Source organism: Sandarakinorhabdus glacialis (assembly GCF_014643455.1).
Lineage (GTDB): Bacteria > Pseudomonadota > Alphaproteobacteria > Sphingomonadales > Sphingomonadaceae > Sandarakinorhabdus > Sandarakinorhabdus glacialis.
The window spans coordinates 215,063-231,913 of the sequence record NZ_BMJM01000003.1 but is presented as its reverse complement, the minus strand read 5'-3'; the positions used below and the strand labels follow the sequence as shown (position 1 = coordinate 231,913).

The 16,851-nt window shown below is 65.8% G+C and carries 9 protein-coding genes and 1 pseudogene; 1 reads left to right on the top strand and 9 read right to left on the bottom strand.

Going from position 1 to position 16,851, the window contains the following annotated elements; all coding sequences use genetic code 11:
- Positions 1–126 precede the first annotated feature (126 nt).
- Positions 127–1,743, top strand: a complete 1,617-nt coding sequence (locus tag IEW98_RS06000) for a tetratricopeptide repeat-containing sulfotransferase family protein (RefSeq protein ID WP_188762021.1) — start codon at positions 127–129, stop codon at positions 1,741–1,743.
- 247 nt (positions 1,744–1,990) lie between these two features.
- Here the strand turns inward: IEW98_RS06000 and IEW98_RS05995 are convergent, their stop codons facing one another.
- From IEW98_RS05995 to IEW98_RS05955, 9 genes and pseudogenes are all read right to left on the bottom strand, one after another.
- Entirely contained in the window at positions 1,991–4,375 is a 2,385-nt protein-coding gene (locus IEW98_RS05995) for a TonB-dependent receptor (RefSeq protein WP_243450574.1), read from the bottom strand.
- 201 nt (positions 4,376–4,576) lie between these two features.
- Positions 4,577–5,200 carry a glutathione S-transferase gene (locus tag IEW98_RS05990; protein WP_188762019.1) on the bottom strand — a complete coding sequence of 208 codons (624 nt, stop codon included), beginning with the start codon at positions 5,198–5,200 and terminating at the stop codon, positions 4,577–4,579.
- Entirely contained in the window at positions 5,197–5,562 is a 366-nt protein-coding gene (locus tag IEW98_RS05985; protein WP_188762018.1) for a ribonuclease H family protein, read from the bottom strand. The genes IEW98_RS05990 and IEW98_RS05985 overlap by 4 nt, the downstream gene beginning before the upstream one ends.
- Before the next feature lie 38 nt (positions 5,563–5,600).
- Positions 5,601–6,818, bottom strand: a complete 1,218-nt coding sequence (locus IEW98_RS05980; RefSeq protein WP_243450573.1) for a YihY/virulence factor BrkB family protein — start codon at positions 6,816–6,818, stop codon at positions 5,601–5,603.
- Positions 6,818–10,969: a translocation/assembly module TamB domain-containing protein gene (locus IEW98_RS05975; RefSeq protein WP_243450572.1), complete on the bottom strand. Its 4,152-nt coding sequence runs from the start codon at positions 10,967–10,969 to the stop codon at positions 6,818–6,820. The genes IEW98_RS05980 and IEW98_RS05975 overlap by 1 nt, the downstream gene beginning before the upstream one ends.
- Entirely contained in the window at positions 10,966–12,951 is a 1,986-nt protein-coding gene (locus IEW98_RS05970; RefSeq protein ID WP_188762017.1) for an autotransporter assembly complex protein TamA, read from the bottom strand. The genes IEW98_RS05975 and IEW98_RS05970 overlap by 4 nt, the downstream gene beginning before the upstream one ends.
- Before the next feature lie 133 nt (positions 12,952–13,084).
- A complete protein-coding gene (locus tag IEW98_RS05965; RefSeq protein ID WP_243450571.1) occupies positions 13,085–15,103 on the bottom strand; it encodes a M3 family metallopeptidase in 2,019 nt (672 codons plus the stop codon).
- A pseudogene (locus tag IEW98_RS05960) lies at positions 15,096–15,911 on the bottom strand (transglutaminase-like domain-containing protein). The gene IEW98_RS05965 and the pseudogene IEW98_RS05960 overlap by 8 nt, the downstream one beginning before the upstream one ends.
- Entirely contained in the window at positions 15,889–16,836 is a 948-nt protein-coding gene (locus IEW98_RS05955; protein WP_188762016.1) for a transglutaminase family protein, read from the bottom strand. Before IEW98_RS05955 ends, IEW98_RS05960 begins: the two are co-directional and overlap by 23 nt.
- Positions 16,837–16,851 lie beyond the last annotated feature (15 nt).

Genomic DNA, 16,851 nt, shown 5'->3' with positions numbered 1-16,851 from the left:
GGGTCGGGGGTGGGTGTTTCTTCTGTTCGTCGTAATACCAAACCCCCAACAAAATCTGTCATCCCGGGCTTGACCCGGGACCCAGTTTCTCCTGCGCTATCCCGCCATGCAAAGAACCACCCCCTGATGGACCCCCGCACCACCGCCGCCCGCGAAGCCCTCGCCCAAAACGACCCCGATTCCGCCCGCCGCATCGCGCGCAACATCGCCAATCCCGCCGAAGCCCGCTTCATCACCGGCCTCGCCGAAGCCCTGCAAGGCCGCATCACCGCCGGCATCACCCACCTCGAAGCCGCCATCGCCCTCCACCCCACCGCCGAATATCTCGCCCAGCACGCCCGTCTGCTCATCACCGTCCGCCGCGAAGCCCAGGCCCGCGCCGCCGCCGACACCGCCCGCGCCATCGGACCGCAGGACGCGCTCACCCACGACACCATCGGCTGCGTCTATGCCCGATTGGGTGATCACCACGCCGCGCTCCACGCCTTCGAACCCGCCGTCGCCATGGACGGCGGCAACCTCGAATTCCGCTACAATCTCGCCGCCGCCCTCGGCTTCATCGGCCGCACCACTGAGTCCGCCGCGCAATACGAGTTCATCATCGCCCGCGCCCCCACCAACGGCCGCGCCCATTACGCCCTGTCCGGCCTGACCAAGGCCAGCGCCGAACAAAACCACATAGCCCGCCTCGAAGCCGTCCTCCCCGCCGCCCCCCCCGCCGACGCGCTCCGCATTCGCTACGCCCTCGCCAAGGAATATGAGGAGCTAGGGCAAGCCGAACCCGCATACCGTCACCTCGAGGCCGCCAACACCGCCCACAAGGCGCGCATCGGCTATGATTTTGCCCAGGACGCCGCCATCTTCGACGCCCTCGAAACCGGCTTTTCCGCGCCCGGTTTCTTCACCGGCCCCAGCACCGTCACCGACGCGCCGATCTTCATCACCGGCATGCCGCGCACCGGCACCACCCTCGTCGATCGCATCCTGTCATCGCATCCCCAGGTCCACAGCGCCGGCGAATTCCAGGCCATGCCGCTGGCCATCAAGCAACTCACCGGCACGCGTTCGCGCCTCGTCATCGACCCCGAAACCATCGCCGCCTCGGGCGCCCTCGCCCCCGAAACCGTCGGCCGCCTCTACATGTCCCGCGCCAACCAGTACGCCCAAGAATCCGGGGGCCGTTTCATCGACAAACTACCGGCGAACAGCCTCTACATCGCTCATATTGCCCGCGCATTGCCCGCTGCCGCCATCATCTGCCTGCGCCGCCACCCCCTCGACACCATCTGGAGCAACTACAAAAACCTCTTTGCTACGACCTCGACCTACTACCATTACAGCTACGACTTGCTCGACACCGCCCGCTACTACGCCCGTTTCGACCGGCTGATGGCCTTCTGGGACCGCCTTTTGCCCGGCCGCATCCTGCAACTCTCCTACGAAGCCCTTGTCGCCAACCAGGAGCAGCAGAGCCGCGCGCTCTACGCGCACTGCAACCTCGAATGGACCGACAAGGCGCTCGATTTCCACACCCAGTCCGCCCCCGTCGCCACCCCGAGCGCCGCGCAGGTCCGCCGCCCGATCTACACCGACGCGGTCGCCCGCTGGCAAGCCCATGCCGGCGCCCTCGCTCCGGCCAAGGCTTTGCTCGAGGAACAGGGCATATCTTGCCCTCCCCCTCAAGGGGGGAGGCGAGAGACGCGTCTTCGCGGCCCGGGTGGGGATGGTCCCCCGTCGCCGTAAAACCGCCCCCCAACCGCAAACCTTGACAAAACAAACCATATCGGTTATTGATGGCAAGCAGTCGCCTCCAGACTCGATCCGTACACCCGCCCAAACCGCGAAAAACACCACGTAAAAAATTCGCGTCCCAGTGAACTTGTAGCCTTTAACGCCCTAAAATCGCTCGACTTCTCAAAAAACACCCGACGCCAAAAAAAGGGGCCGTCCGGTTCCCGGAGCAGCCCCTCGTCCCGTCCCCGTCAACAGCTCAGAATTTAATACGGCCCTCGAACCCGACAGTCCGCGGTGTCAGCACGCCCTGGCTGTAGAATCGCAGATACTGCCCATCATTGACCGTCTGCTTCGAATAGTCCTGTCCGATCGAAGTAACCGCATAGACATTGAATATGTTGTTGGCGAACACCCCGAACTCGAACTGGCTGGTGCGGTAAAAGACCGTCGCCCGGTTCAACCAATAGTCAGGCAGTGTCTCGCCGAAGTTGCGCTCGCCCACCCGTGTCAGGACATCGCCCTGGTAGGTCACGGCCCAATTGAGCACGACATCGCCATCCTCGGTCACCGGCTGGACGTAATTGGCGATCAGGCTGCCCGAATTCTTCATCGAACCCGGCAGGCGATCACCCTTGGACGCATCGAGCCCGGTCACCAGCCCGGGCGCGTCGGCCGTCAGCTTGGCATCGAGATAGGCATAGGTCGCCGACAAGGTCAGCCTGTCGGTCAGCTTCGCCGTTCCCGAGAACTCGATCCCCTGGGACTTCGCCTCGGCGGCATTGATCGTGATCCCGACGGCACCATTCGCCGTCTGGCTACCGACCTGCACATCGCTCCAGTCGACGATGAAGCCCGCCAGATTGACCGTCAGCCGGTTGTCGAAGAACGACGCGCGCAGCCCGATTTCCTTGTTCCTGGTCTTGTCAGGCCCGAACACCAGCTCGTTGGGCAAGGCGCAGACATTCTGCCCCGCCGGTAGCGGGATGATGCACGGCGGCACCCGGTTGACGCCGCCGATCCGGTAGCCGGTCGAATAGGTCGCATAGGCCAGCAGACCGTCGCGGAACTTGTACGAGGTGTTGAATTTATAGACGAAACCATCCGAACTCGTGCTGCCCGAGCGGATCCGCGAAGGGTCGAACCGGACCAGCGGATATGGCGTCCGCCGCACGCCGCCGCCGGTCATGGGGATCTCGGTGCCGCCGGTGGCTTCGGCGGTGTAGTCATAATAGCGCAGGCCGCCGGTGATCTGCCAGGCGTCGATCGGCTTGAAGGTCACCTCGCCGAACAGCGCCTTTTCGACCGTCTTGGTCTGCACGAACGACATATATTCGAGATCGTCCGGCCGGGTCCGCGAAAAGCTCGGGTTGGGCTTCCCGGTCGGGAACGCGGCGTAATAACCCGGTACATATTCCTGCCGGTTATTGTCGACCTCGAACTTGTTGTAGAACCCGCCGACGACCCAGCTGAACGGGCCGCCGTGCGTCGAAACAAAGCGAACTTCCTGGTTGAACTGCTTGTATTCGCTATGCGACGGCGCATAGGAACTGAACGCCGGGAACTGCTCATAGTCGTAATCGAGGTCGAGCAGCAGGTCGGTATTGTCGCCGATCGCATCGATATCCTGTTTGGTATACGCCGTCGCCGTCACCAGCTGCGCGATATCGCCGAGGTTGATATCGAGCTCGCCGGCAAACAGATGCGCCTTGCGCTTCTGCGGCTCGAGATAGCGCCATGGCCCTTCGTATTTGCCGCTGCCCAGCACGCCCGCCCCATTGGCCTGGCGGCCGCCGGTTTCGGTCTGCTGGAAGGCATAGGTCAGATAAGCCTTGATGTCGTCGTTGGCCTGCAAAAGCAGCTGGTTGCGCGTCGTGTAGGTCCGCTCATAGTTGACATCGCGCTCCCGCCGCAGGTTGGAGCCCTGTTGCGCCGCAGTGCCCAGGTTGGTCCCGCCCGGCTGCGGCAACGAGGTGCCGGGGTTCTGCAGGACGAACGGATAATCGATAAAACCGGGCTCGTAATAATAGCCGCTGGTCGTCCGGAAGGCGACATGGTCCTTGATGATCGGCACATTGAGGGTGAAGTCGCCGACGAAGCCCAGGTCCTTGCTCTCGGCCCGCGCCGACACCCGGCTATGCAGGTCGACCGACCAGTTCTCGGTGTCCGGGCGGTTCGGAATATAGCGAATGGCACCGGCCAGCGTGCCGAGGCCGTACAGCGTGCCCTGCGGCCCTAGCAGCACTTCGACACGCTGCATGTCGAGCAGCTTGAAGTCGAGATAAAGCGGGATTTCACCAAGATAGATCGCCAGCGCGCTGTCGGTATTGGCGCCGCCGGTGCTGGTGTCATCGGCCGAAATGCCGCGCAAAACGATGTTGCCGGCACCGCGCGGGCCTGAATCGATGATCGTCACACCCGGCGTGAAGCTGCCGAGCGAGCGGATGTCGTCGATCCGCTGTTCGCGCAATTGCTCGGCCCCGATTGCGGCAATATTGATCGGCACGTCGGCGAGGCTGACCGCCCGGCGGGTCGCGGTGACGATGATCGCGTCCGAATCCATGGTAGCGTCATCGGCCGCGTCAGCGGAAGCCAGCTGGACCTGGGCAATCGCCGGTGCGGAGGCGATCGCCGTCGTCATCATGCTGGCACATAGCAGCGCCGTCTTGACCCTGAAGCTCGCAATCATCTCGTCCCCCTGCTGCCGAAAGTTCGGCCGGTTCGTCCTCCCAAGGTCTCGATGGTTGCAGCGTGTTCGCCGTCAATCCGTCACAATAGCTATGAAGCGGGGTGATTTGGGCCAATGGGGCGTTTGACGTACGGGAGCGCCCGCTGGCCGGCAGAGCTATTCGGGCCACACCACCGGCGGAGCGCCAGGCGACCACGGCCCCAGCCGAACCATAGCCCGTGCAAACAACGCTGACTCCAAATGCCGCGCCAACCAGCCGTGCAGGCGCGGCAATGACTCAGCGTTGAAGCCAACGCTATCGACCGCCGCAAACTGGCGCACGAACGGCATGATCGCCATGTCGGCCAGCGATCGCCGCGGCCCGCAAAGCTCGGGACTGGCAGCAAGCCGTGCCTCCAGCCCGTACAGCATATCCAGCCCGGCAGCGCGGTGCTCTCCCGCATCGCCGACATGACGGTCGGCGTATTTGTACAGGTCGAGGTGATGCTTGAAGCGACCGTCGAACGTCTCGATCAGCGCCGCATCATCGCCCGCCAGCCAATCCTCGGGGTCGTTCTGGCCGAGGGCCCAACGCATGATATCGAGGCTCTCGTCGATCACGCGACCATCCGCCAGGATCAGCACCGGCACCGTCGCTTTCGGCGACACCGCGACCAGCTCTGCCGGCTTGGCGCGCAACACCACCTCGCGGATCTCGAACGTCGAACCGCTGGCGAGCAACACCAGCCGCGCTCGCATCGCATACGGGCACCGCCGAAAGCTGTACAATGTCCCGATCATCGATCGTGCAGCCGCGCCAACGCGATGCCTGCCAGGTTCTGCGTGCGCTTCACATAGCGCACATGCGGCGACGCACCCGCCGCCAGCGCACGAAACACTTCCAGATGCACCAGATTGCGGCCTTGGCAGCGAACCTCGCCATTGGCCTGCCCGATGACCGCCGCTGCATCCCCCATCAGCACGAATTCACCCAGCTCCAGTCCAATCCGCAGCGCCTGGATCAGGGCCAGCCATTCGGCGTCCATGCTCGATCCATGCCCGGCGTCGCGCACGACATGTACCTTACCCACAGCGACGACGGCGATCTCCATCACGCCCGGATTGGGCCGGCAGCCGCCGTCGAAAAAGACCTTCCTGCGCATCGCCCCCGGTCTACAAGCCGGATGGCCCAGCGGCTATGTCATTCAGGCGGCGCCACCGGATCGATCGCCGCGCTCATGTCGGCAACGACGGCGCCGCGCTGCCCCAGCGGCCGCGTCCGGCCGGTCGTGCTGTCCTGCGCCGTCTGCCGCTCGGCCTCGGCATTGATCAACCCGCCGATCAGGATCGCATATGCCGAAACATACAGCCACATCAGCAGCACGACGACTGCGCCGAGCGAGCCGTAGGTAGCGTTATAGTCGCCGAACCGCGCCGCATAGATTCCGAAGCCGAGCGTCGCCAGCAGCCACAGCAGCGTCGCCGCCACCGATCCGACCGTCAGCCAGCGCCAACGCGCGTCGGCGCGATCGGGCGCAAACCGGTACATCGCGCCGATCGCCACGCAGCAGAGCCCACCTGCAATCAGCCAGGTCAGACCCTGCACGATCATGATCCCGACCGGCCCCAGGTCCTTGAGCAAGTCCTGCGCATAACCCATCATCGAGGCAGCCAATATGCCGACGATCGCGGTCACCACCGCACCGACGATCAGCACCGCCGAAATCGCCGTGCCCCGGATGATTCCTCGCCGATCCCGCTCCTCGTAAATGACATTCAGCGCGGAGATGATCGCTCCCGACGCGCGTGACGCGCCATAGATCGCCACCAAAAGCGCCATCAGCAGCCCGAACCCCTTCCGGCTCGCCGCCGACGTCGTCAAATTGACCAACTGCTCATAGATCAGCCGCGCTGCTTCTGCCGGCACCAGGTCGATGATCGTCTTCATATGCTTGGAGACAGTCGCCGGATCGGCCACCAGCCCATAACTCATCACCAGCGCGGCAAGCAGCGGCACGAACGACAGAAACGCATAGAACGCCACCCCTGCCGACATTAGGCTCAGATTATGCTCGCCATTGTTGACCCAGACCCGGCCGAGGATGGCCTTCCAAGCGGCAAACGAGAATTCGGCGGGAGACCCGGCTGCCACGCCGGCGCCAACCTTCGTCACTGCCTGCGGGGCGGCACCAGCCGCGCTGTCCGGATTACGGTCTGCTTCCGGATCGGCAGGCGCTGTCGGCGGCAACAATGCCTTGGCCGCCACCGCGCTGCCCAGTGCCAGGCCCGCCAGCGACCACCCGAGCAGGGTGCGTACGGGCGGCGTCCGGTCGCCCGTATCGATCGGGCGGCCCTTCAAAACATCGTGGACCACCGGCACCACCATCATAGCCGCCAGTATCTTGCCGATGGTCCGCATCAATAGTCTCGCGAATAGCGCAGGGTGACGTTCGACCCGCCGAACGACCCGGTCGAGCTGAGCAGGCTCAGCGTCCGCGTCAGCCCGATCTCCAGCTGCGTCGCCGTGAAGCCGCGGGCGTCCGTAATGACCTCGACATAGATGTTGCTGGCAATGTACTGACCCGCCGCCACCGAGGTGCCGCGCCCGGTCGTCTTGTCCTCGCCCAGCACGCGCAACCGGTCGATGCCGGTCGCCGAGCGCAGCTTGCCGAGCGGATTGAGCCCGCCTCCCGACCCGCGCAGCGAGTTCAGCGCCGCCGCCAGCTGCACCGCCTGGATGGGCGAGATATTGGTGACCGACGCCCCGAACAACAACCGCGACAGGACCTCGTCCTGCGGCAGTGTCGGTGTCGAGGTAAAGGTAATCTGCGGCCGCTGCGCCCGGCCGCCGATATTGATCGTCGCCGTCACGCCCTCGACCGTCGTCACGGCGGACAGCGACAGCTCGGGATTGGTAAATTGCCCGCCATCGAAGACGATCGCGCCGCTCTGGCCCAGCTCGAACCGGCGCCCGGCAAAGCTGTACGTACCGCGCACAACCTCGAGCCGCCCGACGATCCGCGGCGCTGCCGCCGTGCCGGTGATCCGCATGTCGGTTTCCCACTCCGCCTCGAGCCCCATACCGCTGACGAAGATGCGATTATCGGCGCGAACGCGCACATCGAGCCGGACAGTCGCCGGTCCGGGCGGCGGCGCGCTAGCTACGACTTCAACCAACGGCACGTTCTTGCGGCGCACCCCGGTCAACAGGGTAACGGCGGAATCGCCTTGCCGGATGATCTCGTAGCGCGCCTCGGGAATGTCGATGGTGCCGCTGACCAGCGCACCGCCGCGGCCGTTGACGATCGTCAGCCGCCCTGTCGCCTGCGCCCCGAGCGCGTCGCCCCTGGCCAGCTCGGCGCGGTCGAAACGGACGTCGATATTTGCCGGGAAACCGCTCGCGGCGTCGAGACCGACAAAGCCGCTGGCAGCAATCGTGCCGTCCCCGGCGCGTGCCGTCAGCGAATTCAACTGCAACTGCGACTGGGTAAAATTGCCCTGGATGGCGATGTCGCGGATGACCGTGCCGTACGCCTGGTTGGCATAGCGTAGCGAAGTGGCACGGATGGTGCCGGTCAACCGCGGCTGGTCGACCCGGCCGCCGAAATCGGCAGCGATCGATATCGGCCCGGTGACGTCCTGCCCGGCGATCCCGGTCAAAGCCCACAACACTTCGGCGGGGCCGCCATAGCGGATGCCGCCCGACAGCGGCGCCGCCAGCAAGCGGGCCGCGATGCCGTTGCCGGCGGGCAGCGGAGCGACCCGTGCCTGCAGCCGGCCGATGGTGGTGGACCCGCGCCGGATCGCTCCCGCTATGCTGCCGCCCGACCCCGACAATTGCGCCGAAGTCGCGATATCGACCGGTGCCGAGATCGTGTACGCCGCCGTCCGGGTAAAGCCGGCGACGTTGATGCGGGCATCGACCACCGGCACATCGGCGAGCACGGCGTCGATCGTTCCCGAGGCCTTGCCGCCCAGTCCGAGATCGGGGACGAAGCTATTGACGATGCCGAGATCGACGCTGTCGAGGACTGCATTGAGGCGGGCCTGCTTGCCGTAGCTGCCAGCAATGCGCGCCCGGCCTTGCGGGAAGACGATCGTTGCCGGCGCCAGCCGCCATTCGCCGCCGGTTTTCGTAGCCACTGCCGGCGCTGCCAGTTTGAAACTGATACCGTTGAAAGCGCCGGTGGCATTGGCCACGACCTGCTGCGGGGTCAACCGCGCCTGCGCGGCGACGTTGAACGGCGCCGTCGTGCTGCCATTGGCGACCAACCCGACATTGCCGTTGCCACCGCGATAATCGAAGCGGCTGCGGGCGCGCGCCACCAGCAAGGTGCCGGATCGGACATCGGCGAGATCGGCGGTGCCGGTGATCGACGGCGCATCCGGATAGAGAATGATCGCGGCGCGCGCAGTGCCGCTGCCGATCGTGATCGGGACGTTGCCGGGGATGCGCGCCGCCGAGGCCCGCGCGTCGACATCGGCGCGCTGGACGTTACCGGCGGCTGCAAGGCGGACGCTGCCGGTAATGCCCGAGCCGGCAAGCGTGATGTTGCCGGCAAAGGGCCCGGCCACCGTCTGCGCCACCCGCCCGCGTGCATCGATGCCCGCGATACGAGCCCGGTTTATGTCGATGACAAGCGCCTTGCCGGTGCGCACCAGCATGTCGCCGCTCAGCGGTCCATACGCCGACGCGCCGCTGGCGACGATGCGATAGCCGGCCGGCGAGCCGGTCAACTCCGCCACCAGGTTGCGAACATCGATGCCCAACCCGGGCCGGTCGGCACGCACCGTCACGACCGGGCGTTCGACGGTGCCGGAACCCGTGACGCTGGCGGGCCCATAGGTGTTCGAGACTGCACGCGCCGCGACGGTAAAGCGCCCTGTGTCCGTGCGATAGCTGCCGCTGCCGTCGGTGATCCGCAGCAGCGGTGCCGTCATCCGCAAATTACGCAGCGTTGCCGCGCCCGCCGGATCATAGCCGAATGCCGCGGTGACGACGGCATTGCCGCCCAGTTGCGCGCGCACCGCTTCGTTATCGATGCGCCGCGTCGCTATTTGAGCCGTGCCGGCGATACCGAAGCCGTCGCTCGGCGTGGTTATCAGCCGGGCGTCGGTGACGACGTCGATGCGGCCCAGCCCCGCCACCTGATAATCGTTGAAGCGGCCCTTTAGCGTACCGGCGTATCGCCCCTTGGCAACATCGGCGATGATGATCGCGGTGGCATCGATGCGGTCTGATCGCAGGCGGAGGTTGTCCGACAGCAGCTGTCCCTTCGCCCAGGCCAGGTCGCCGTCGATGGCGAGATTGGTCAGCAGGCCCCCGGCGGCGGCATTGAGCCCGGTGACCCGCCGCGCCCGCGCCGAGATCGGCACCAGGATGCGTTCGGCATCGACGGTGGCCTTGCCGCTGGCGACCAGCCCTTCGACTGTCGTGGTGTCGAAGGTCAACGATGCTGCGCTGACCCGATAGGCCAGGGTCGGCGTGCCGAACGCGCCATCGATCGTCGCCGCCAGCCGCACATCGTTGCCGCGCAGGTCGGGCGCGATGGCGCCGGGCCGCAGCAGTTGTGCATTGACTGCGAAATCCTCGAAGCGGCTGGCGCCCAGGTCAACCAGCCCCTTGGCATTGACGGCAAAGGCGTCGGACGTCGCATTTGCGCTCAGATCGACCCGGCGCTCGGCGAGTTTCGCGGTGATATCGACATCGACCTGGCGGAGCAGCGCCTGTGCCGGACCGGTCAGCAAGACGCCGGGATCGGTGCGGCCGCGTACCGTAAAGACACCATCGGCCGCAGTAATCGCAAGATTGGCAAGCGACGCCGTTCCGCTGCTGGCGGCCAGTGCCCCCCGCCAGTCCTTCCAGCTTCCCTTGCCTGAAATCCGCGCCGCCAAGGGTCGCCCCAATCTAGTAAACCCGTCCACCAGACCGCCGACCGGCGCCGCCAACCGCGCGTTGATATCGAGCCGATTGGCCTCCGGCACGGCATCGAGCCGCAGCACCAGCGCATCGCCCCCGGCAATGCCGACGCCGCGGCGCGCCGCTGCATCGAGCGCCACCGTCGCCCGGCCGTCGGCGATGCTCGCCGATCCTTTCAGTCCGACGATGTGTCGCCGACCGGTGAGCGGCGGTTCGATGATGAAGCTGCCGACGCGGAAGCTGGCAATGTCGATATCGAGATCGGGCAGCAACGGCTCGTCGGGATCGGAGGGCGTCATCTCCGGACTGCGCAACAGTCGCACCGTCTCGGCACTGGCCTCGGCCAGCACGATCCGCCCGCCATCGAGCAGCGCGCCGGGTGTCCAGTCTACGACCACCGCCGGCGAGGTCACCAGCACGCCGCGCAGGTCGCGAACCTCGAGATCGCGGATCGTCATGCGCCCATAGATCGAGCCATCGATATCTGCGGCACGATAATTCAGCCCGGTGGCGGTGGTGAAACCCGCCAGCTGCTGCAACAGGAACTGCTTTCCGGGCGCCGTGTTCAGTCCGACCATCAAGAGCGCGACCAGCAGTACGATCGCCGCGATGACACCGCCCACCCAGGCAAGGATCCGCGACGCCGTCAAAATGCCTGTCCGATCGAGATATACAGCGCGACCTTGGATTCGCCCGGTTGGCGATTGATCGGCATGGCAACGTCGATCCGCATCGGGCCGAAATTGGTATAATATCGCGCGCCGATGCCGACGCCGTATCGCATGCCCGACAGCGACGGCGTCGAGTCTTCGCCCAGTCGTCCGGCGTCGATGAACGGCACGATGCCATAGTCGCCGAAACGGTAGCGCGCCTCGAGTGCGAATTCGGTCAGCGATCGCCCGCCGAGTGGCTCGTTGTCGGCACCGCGGGGTCCAAGCTCCTGGAACCCATAGCCTCGCACCGAACCGCCGCCGCCGGCATAAAGCCGCCGCGATGGTGCAATTTCGTCGCGCGGCGCACCGACAATCGAGCCAACGCGCGCGCGTCCGGCAATGACCAGCGACCGGGTCGCCGGGTAATAGGCGCTCGCCTCGAACAAAAACCGCCCATAGCTGTCGAACGGCCCACCGGTACGCTGCTGGGCCTCGGGGCTGACGCGCGCCGTCAAGCGGAACCCACGGGTCGGATCGAGCAGATTGTCGGAGCGGTCGTAACCCAGCTGCGTCGGCAACGCGGCGATCAGGTAAGTGCCCTCGTCGCGCGCCGCCTGTTTCGGGTCGAAACTCGTCTCGCGCGATGCGATCAATTCGGCGCCCAGCGACCAGGTCCAGCGCTTCTGCCAGACCGGGGTGCTTGCCCGTGCCAGGCTGGCGTTCAGACCGATCGTCTGGGCATCATAGGCGTCGAACCGCTGGCGGACGACCGATGCACCCAACTGGAACGCGCGGTCTCGCTGGCCGGCATTCGATCGCACGAACTGCCCGCGAACGCTCTGCTCGTTGGTGCCGACGACGACCGCAGCGCTCACAGCGCCTTCGGGCGGGAACAGGTTGCGGTTCGTCCAGCTGCCGCTCAGCCGCAAGCCCTCGCCGGTCCCAAAGCCGGCATTGGCGGCAAGGTTGCGCGACGGACCCCGCGTCTGTCGGACCAGCAGGTCGACGGTCTCGATGCCCTCGGCGTCAATGGCGCCGGTGGCATCCGGCTCGACGGCGACGGTCGACAACAGGCTGGTGGCGATCAACGCCTGGCGCAAATCGTCGACGCGCCGGCTGTCGTACAGCTCGCCGGCCTTGAAGCGCGGCAGGATGGCGATGTGATCAAGGTCGAAAACCGCGTCGCCGGCCAATCGAAAGCCGCCGAAACGCGCCTTGCGCCCGGCATCGACGGGCAGGGTGTAATCGCCGCTGAAGCGCACATCGTCGAGCACGATGTCGCGCTGGCCGACCGCCGCGAACGGATACCCCTGCTCGGGCAGGCGCAGCACCACACTCGCCTCGGCGGATTCGATTGCGGGTGCGACGATGAAGTCGCCGGTCGACAGCCCCAGCGCCGCACGCGCGATCCCCAGCGGCTCGGGACCCAGCGGCGCGGCGCCGACGCCCTTCAGGGTGATCGTGCCAAGCTTGTAACGCGAGCCAGGCGTCGCGGTGATCGCCACCAGCAATTGTCCGTCGGGGCCGGGCAGGGGGCCGACCACCGCACTGGCGACGGCGTCGTAATAGCCCTCGGAACGCAGCAGGTTTTCGGCAAGCTGGACGTCGACCTTGGCGCGCGCGCCGACCTGCGCCGCGCTGCCGGCCTTGCGCCCGTCCTGAAGCAAGGCCGAAAGACCGCGAAAACGAGCTTCGAGGTCGACCTGCTTGAGACCTTCGATCTGCAGGCGATAGCGAACATCGGGCAGCTTTGGGTCGGCGGTGGCAGCAACGACCGGTGGCGGCGCGACGCTGCCCAGCGGCAGCAGCGGTGCCGATAGCTCGGTGTCGGGAACGACCGGCGGCGGCGGGGCCAGGGGTGCTGTCGGCGCAAGCGGCGCCAGCGGCGGCAGTTCAGCCCAAAGATCGGCCTCGGCGGCAGGCGTCGCCGGCTGGGCACTAGCCGTCCCGGCGATCGCCGCGGCAATACCTGCAGCCAATCCCCTCGACAACCGGAACCGGCGATTCAACAACAGCGCCCGTCCCCTGCAATTTTGCGGCATGTCGGAGGCAAACTACCGCCACCTGAACCGGTTCCACGCCGGCCGGCAATGCGTCACCAAATTCGGTCAGCTAGGCCAGGCCTCTCGCCCTGAGCAAGGCGTCCTCCAGCGGCGCGCGGCCGCGAAACGCCGCGAAAGACAGCGCCGGGTCGCGGGCATCGCCCTGCGCCAGGATCTCGCTGCGAAAGCGCGCCGCCAGCACCGGGTCGAAGATATTGCCCGCCTCGGTAAAGGCCTCGAAGGCGTCGGCATCGAGCACTTCCGACCATAGATAGCTGTAATAGGCCGCCGCATAACCGCCGTCGAAGACATGGGTAAAATGCGGCAGGCGATGACGCATCGCGATGGCGGCGGGCAGGCCGAGGCGCTCGAGTGCTGCGACTTCAACGGATTGCCAGTCGCCCAGCTGGCCGACGTGGATCTCCAAGTCGACGATCGCCGAGGCGAGGAACTCGAGCGTGGCGATGCCCTCGCCATAGGTCCCCGCCCGGCCGATCGCGGAGATCAGCGCGTCGGGCACGCCGAAACCGGCCAGCACTTCCGGGGCCGTGATCCAATGCTCCATGAACTTGCTCGGAAACTCGACGAAGTCGCGCGCCACGGAAGTGCCGGCAAGGCTGGGATAGGTCACGTCGGACAGCAGCCCGTGCATGGCATGACCGAATTCATGGAACAGCGTGCGCGCCTCGTCGAGCGACAGCCGCGTCGCTTCGCCCGGCGGCGCCGCTGCGAAATTGGCGACGGTATAGATCACCGGCTGCACCCGGCCATCGAGCTTTTCCTGGACTCGCAGCGACCCCATCCACGCCCCGCCGTGCTTTTCGGCGCGGGCGATATCGTCGGTAAAAAGCAGCCCGGCCGGGGTGCCGTCGCTGTTGGTAATCGCCCAGGCGGCGACACATGGATGATAGACCGCCAAGTCCTCGCGGCGATCGAAGCGCAGCCCGTACAGCCGCCCAGCGGCACCAAAAGCCGCCGCGCGAACCGCCTCGAGGGTCAGATGCGTCCGCACGGCAGCGCCATCAAGCGCATAGCGTGTCCGCCGCACCTGTTCGGCGTAAAATCGAACGTCCCACGCAGCAAGTTCGAACGCAGCGCCTTCGGCATCCGCAAATTCCTGCAGCTCGGCGAGCTCATCGAGCGCTCGGCCATGCGCCTTCAGCCAGACCCTTTCGAGCAGTGCCGCCGCTGCCGCCGGCGTCTTCGCCATGCTGTCGTCGAGCTTGTAATGGGCAAAGCTGGCAAAGCCGAGCAGTTCGGCGCGCTCGCGGCGGAGCGCCAGGATTTCACCGATCAGCGGCCGGTTGTCGCGATCGCCGCCATCGCAGCGGCCGGTGAAGGCGCGCCACATCGTTTCGCGCATATCGCGCCGCGCCGAAAAGCCCAGGATGTTTTCGAAGTCGCCCCGATCGAGCGTAAACAGGAACCGCCCGGGTTGACCGGCGCCTGCCGCACGCTGCGCCGCCGAAGCACAGAGGCTGTCGGGCAGGCCATCGAGGTCGGCGCGATCCAGCCACAATTCCCATTCGGCACCGGCGGCAAGGACGTTCTGCCCGAACGCCGTCGACAGCGCCTGCAGCCGCTCGTCGATCGCAGCAAATCGGGCCTTCGCTTCGCCGCCGAGCTGCGCGCCGCCGGCGATGAAACCGCGATAGCTGTTCTCGAGCAGCCGCAGCTGCTCGCCATCGAGCGCGGCCTGGTCGCGCCCATTGCAGACCGCCGCGACGCGTTCGAACAGTCGCGGGTCATGGCCGAGCGCCGTGCCGTGGCGGGTCAGCATTTCGCCGATCGCGCTCTCGATCCGGCGAATATCCGGGGTCGACTGTGCCGAAGCGAGCATCCAGAACACCCGCCGCACCTGCGCCAGTGCCGCTCCCGCGCGCTCCATCGCCGCGATGCTGTTGTCGAAATCCGCAGGTGCCGGATTGGTCGCGATCGCCTCGATCTCGGCCCGGTTCAGCGCCATTGCCGCCGTCAGTGCGGGGATGAAATCGTCCGCTGCGAACAGATCGAACCGCGGCGCACCCCATACCCCGTCCCACTCGGCAAGCAGGGGGTTGGTCAGGATGATGGTCTCTTGATCAGGCAATGGCTTCGACCTCGTCAGTGTGCACGTCGAACCGGACCAGCCGCGACGGCCCGAACGTCGTCGTCAGTGCCGTATCGGTGGCATCGCGTCCACGCGCCATCAGGATGCGACCGATCCGCGGACGATTATGCCGGGCATCGAAACACATACCATTGTCCGCCGAGATAGACATCGAACCAGGCCGAAAATCCATCGGCGCATCGACCGGCGGAATACCGATATCGCCGAGATAGCCGGTGCAATAGCGCGCCGGGATATTCATGCACCGGCACAGGGTGATCGCCAAATGCGCAAAATCGCGGCACACGCCGGTGCCTTCCTGATAGGCATCCCAAGCTGTCTTCGTCGGTCGCGCATGGTGATAGCCGAACTCGATATGACGATGGGCATAGTCGACAATGGCCTGCACGCGGGCCCAGCCCGGTTCGGTATTGCCGAACAGCGACCAGGCGACATCCGAGAGGCGATCGGTTTCGCAATAGCGGCTGCCGAGCAGGTACATCAGGATGTCGTCGGGCAGGTCGTTGACGTCGGCTTGCGGGGCACCATGGGCCTGGACATCGGGCAGACCTGAATCCTCGACGACAAAATCGCACGACAGTGTCAGGCCGCCCGGCGGCACCACGACGCGCGTGCAGGTGTTCCCGAAGGCGTCGAGATAATCGTACATCGGCACATCCGGCGCGGCGGTGATGCGGTGTACGGTCCGCAGATCCTTGTTGCGCGATGGATGGACGCTCAACATCGCCATCATCGGCGCGCTGGTATAGGTCTCGAACCTGATATCACAGCCGGCGCGTATCAGCATAAGTCGGTCGTCCTTCGGACGTCGTCGATCGTCCTTCGGACGTGCCTAACGCCCGAGAATCGAGAATGAGGTCAACGCTGACCGCCATGCCGATCTCGCTGCCGGGAAAACCGGCCCAGGTGCCCGAAAGTGGCACTGCCTGGTAAGGGTCAAGTGCGACGCCGACCCTTACCAGTCCGCGGTTGCCGACGATGCCATTGGTCGGATCGAACTCGACCCATCCCGATCCCGGCAGGAAGATGCGGACCCAGGCGTGGGTATTGCCGCCACCCAGGCGCCGGTCCCGCGCCGATGGGCTATAGACATAGCCCGAGACGAAACGTGCAGCGAAGCCGAGCGCGCGTGCCGCCTCGATCATCAGCACGGCGAAATCGCGGCAGGTCCCCTGCCGCCTGGTGATCGTTTCGGTCGGCGTCTGGGTGCCCTTTTCGTGGCGGGCCACATACATGAAGTCGCGCCGGATCGCCGCGGTCATGGCGACCAGCACCGCCATCGTTTCGATACTGACGCCGTCCGGCACGAACTGCCGCGCCCAGTTGTCGATCACGCGGTATGGGTCGAGATGCTGACGCTCGATCGACCGCAGCAGGTCCGGCATGTCCTCCGACGAATAGGTAAACGGGTAATTGTGGGCGTAATCCTCGACATGGACATCGGCGCGCGACATCGGCCGATGCTCGATCCGCGAGCGGCTGTGAATGCTCAATCGGGAGGCGCGCTCGCCGAAACGGGCGATGGCGACCGAGTTGCCGAAAACGTCCTGCAGCCAGCGCAGTTCGATCGGCTCCGGGTCGATGACGAGGCTTGATTCGAGTACGTGCTGGTCATGGCTTTCGCGCGGCCGGGTCATGATCCGGTGCTCGCCGAACGTCACGCTGCGGCGGTAGGTGTACGTCGTCAGGTGATCTATGGTCAGCACGATCATCTGGAAAGTCTTGCC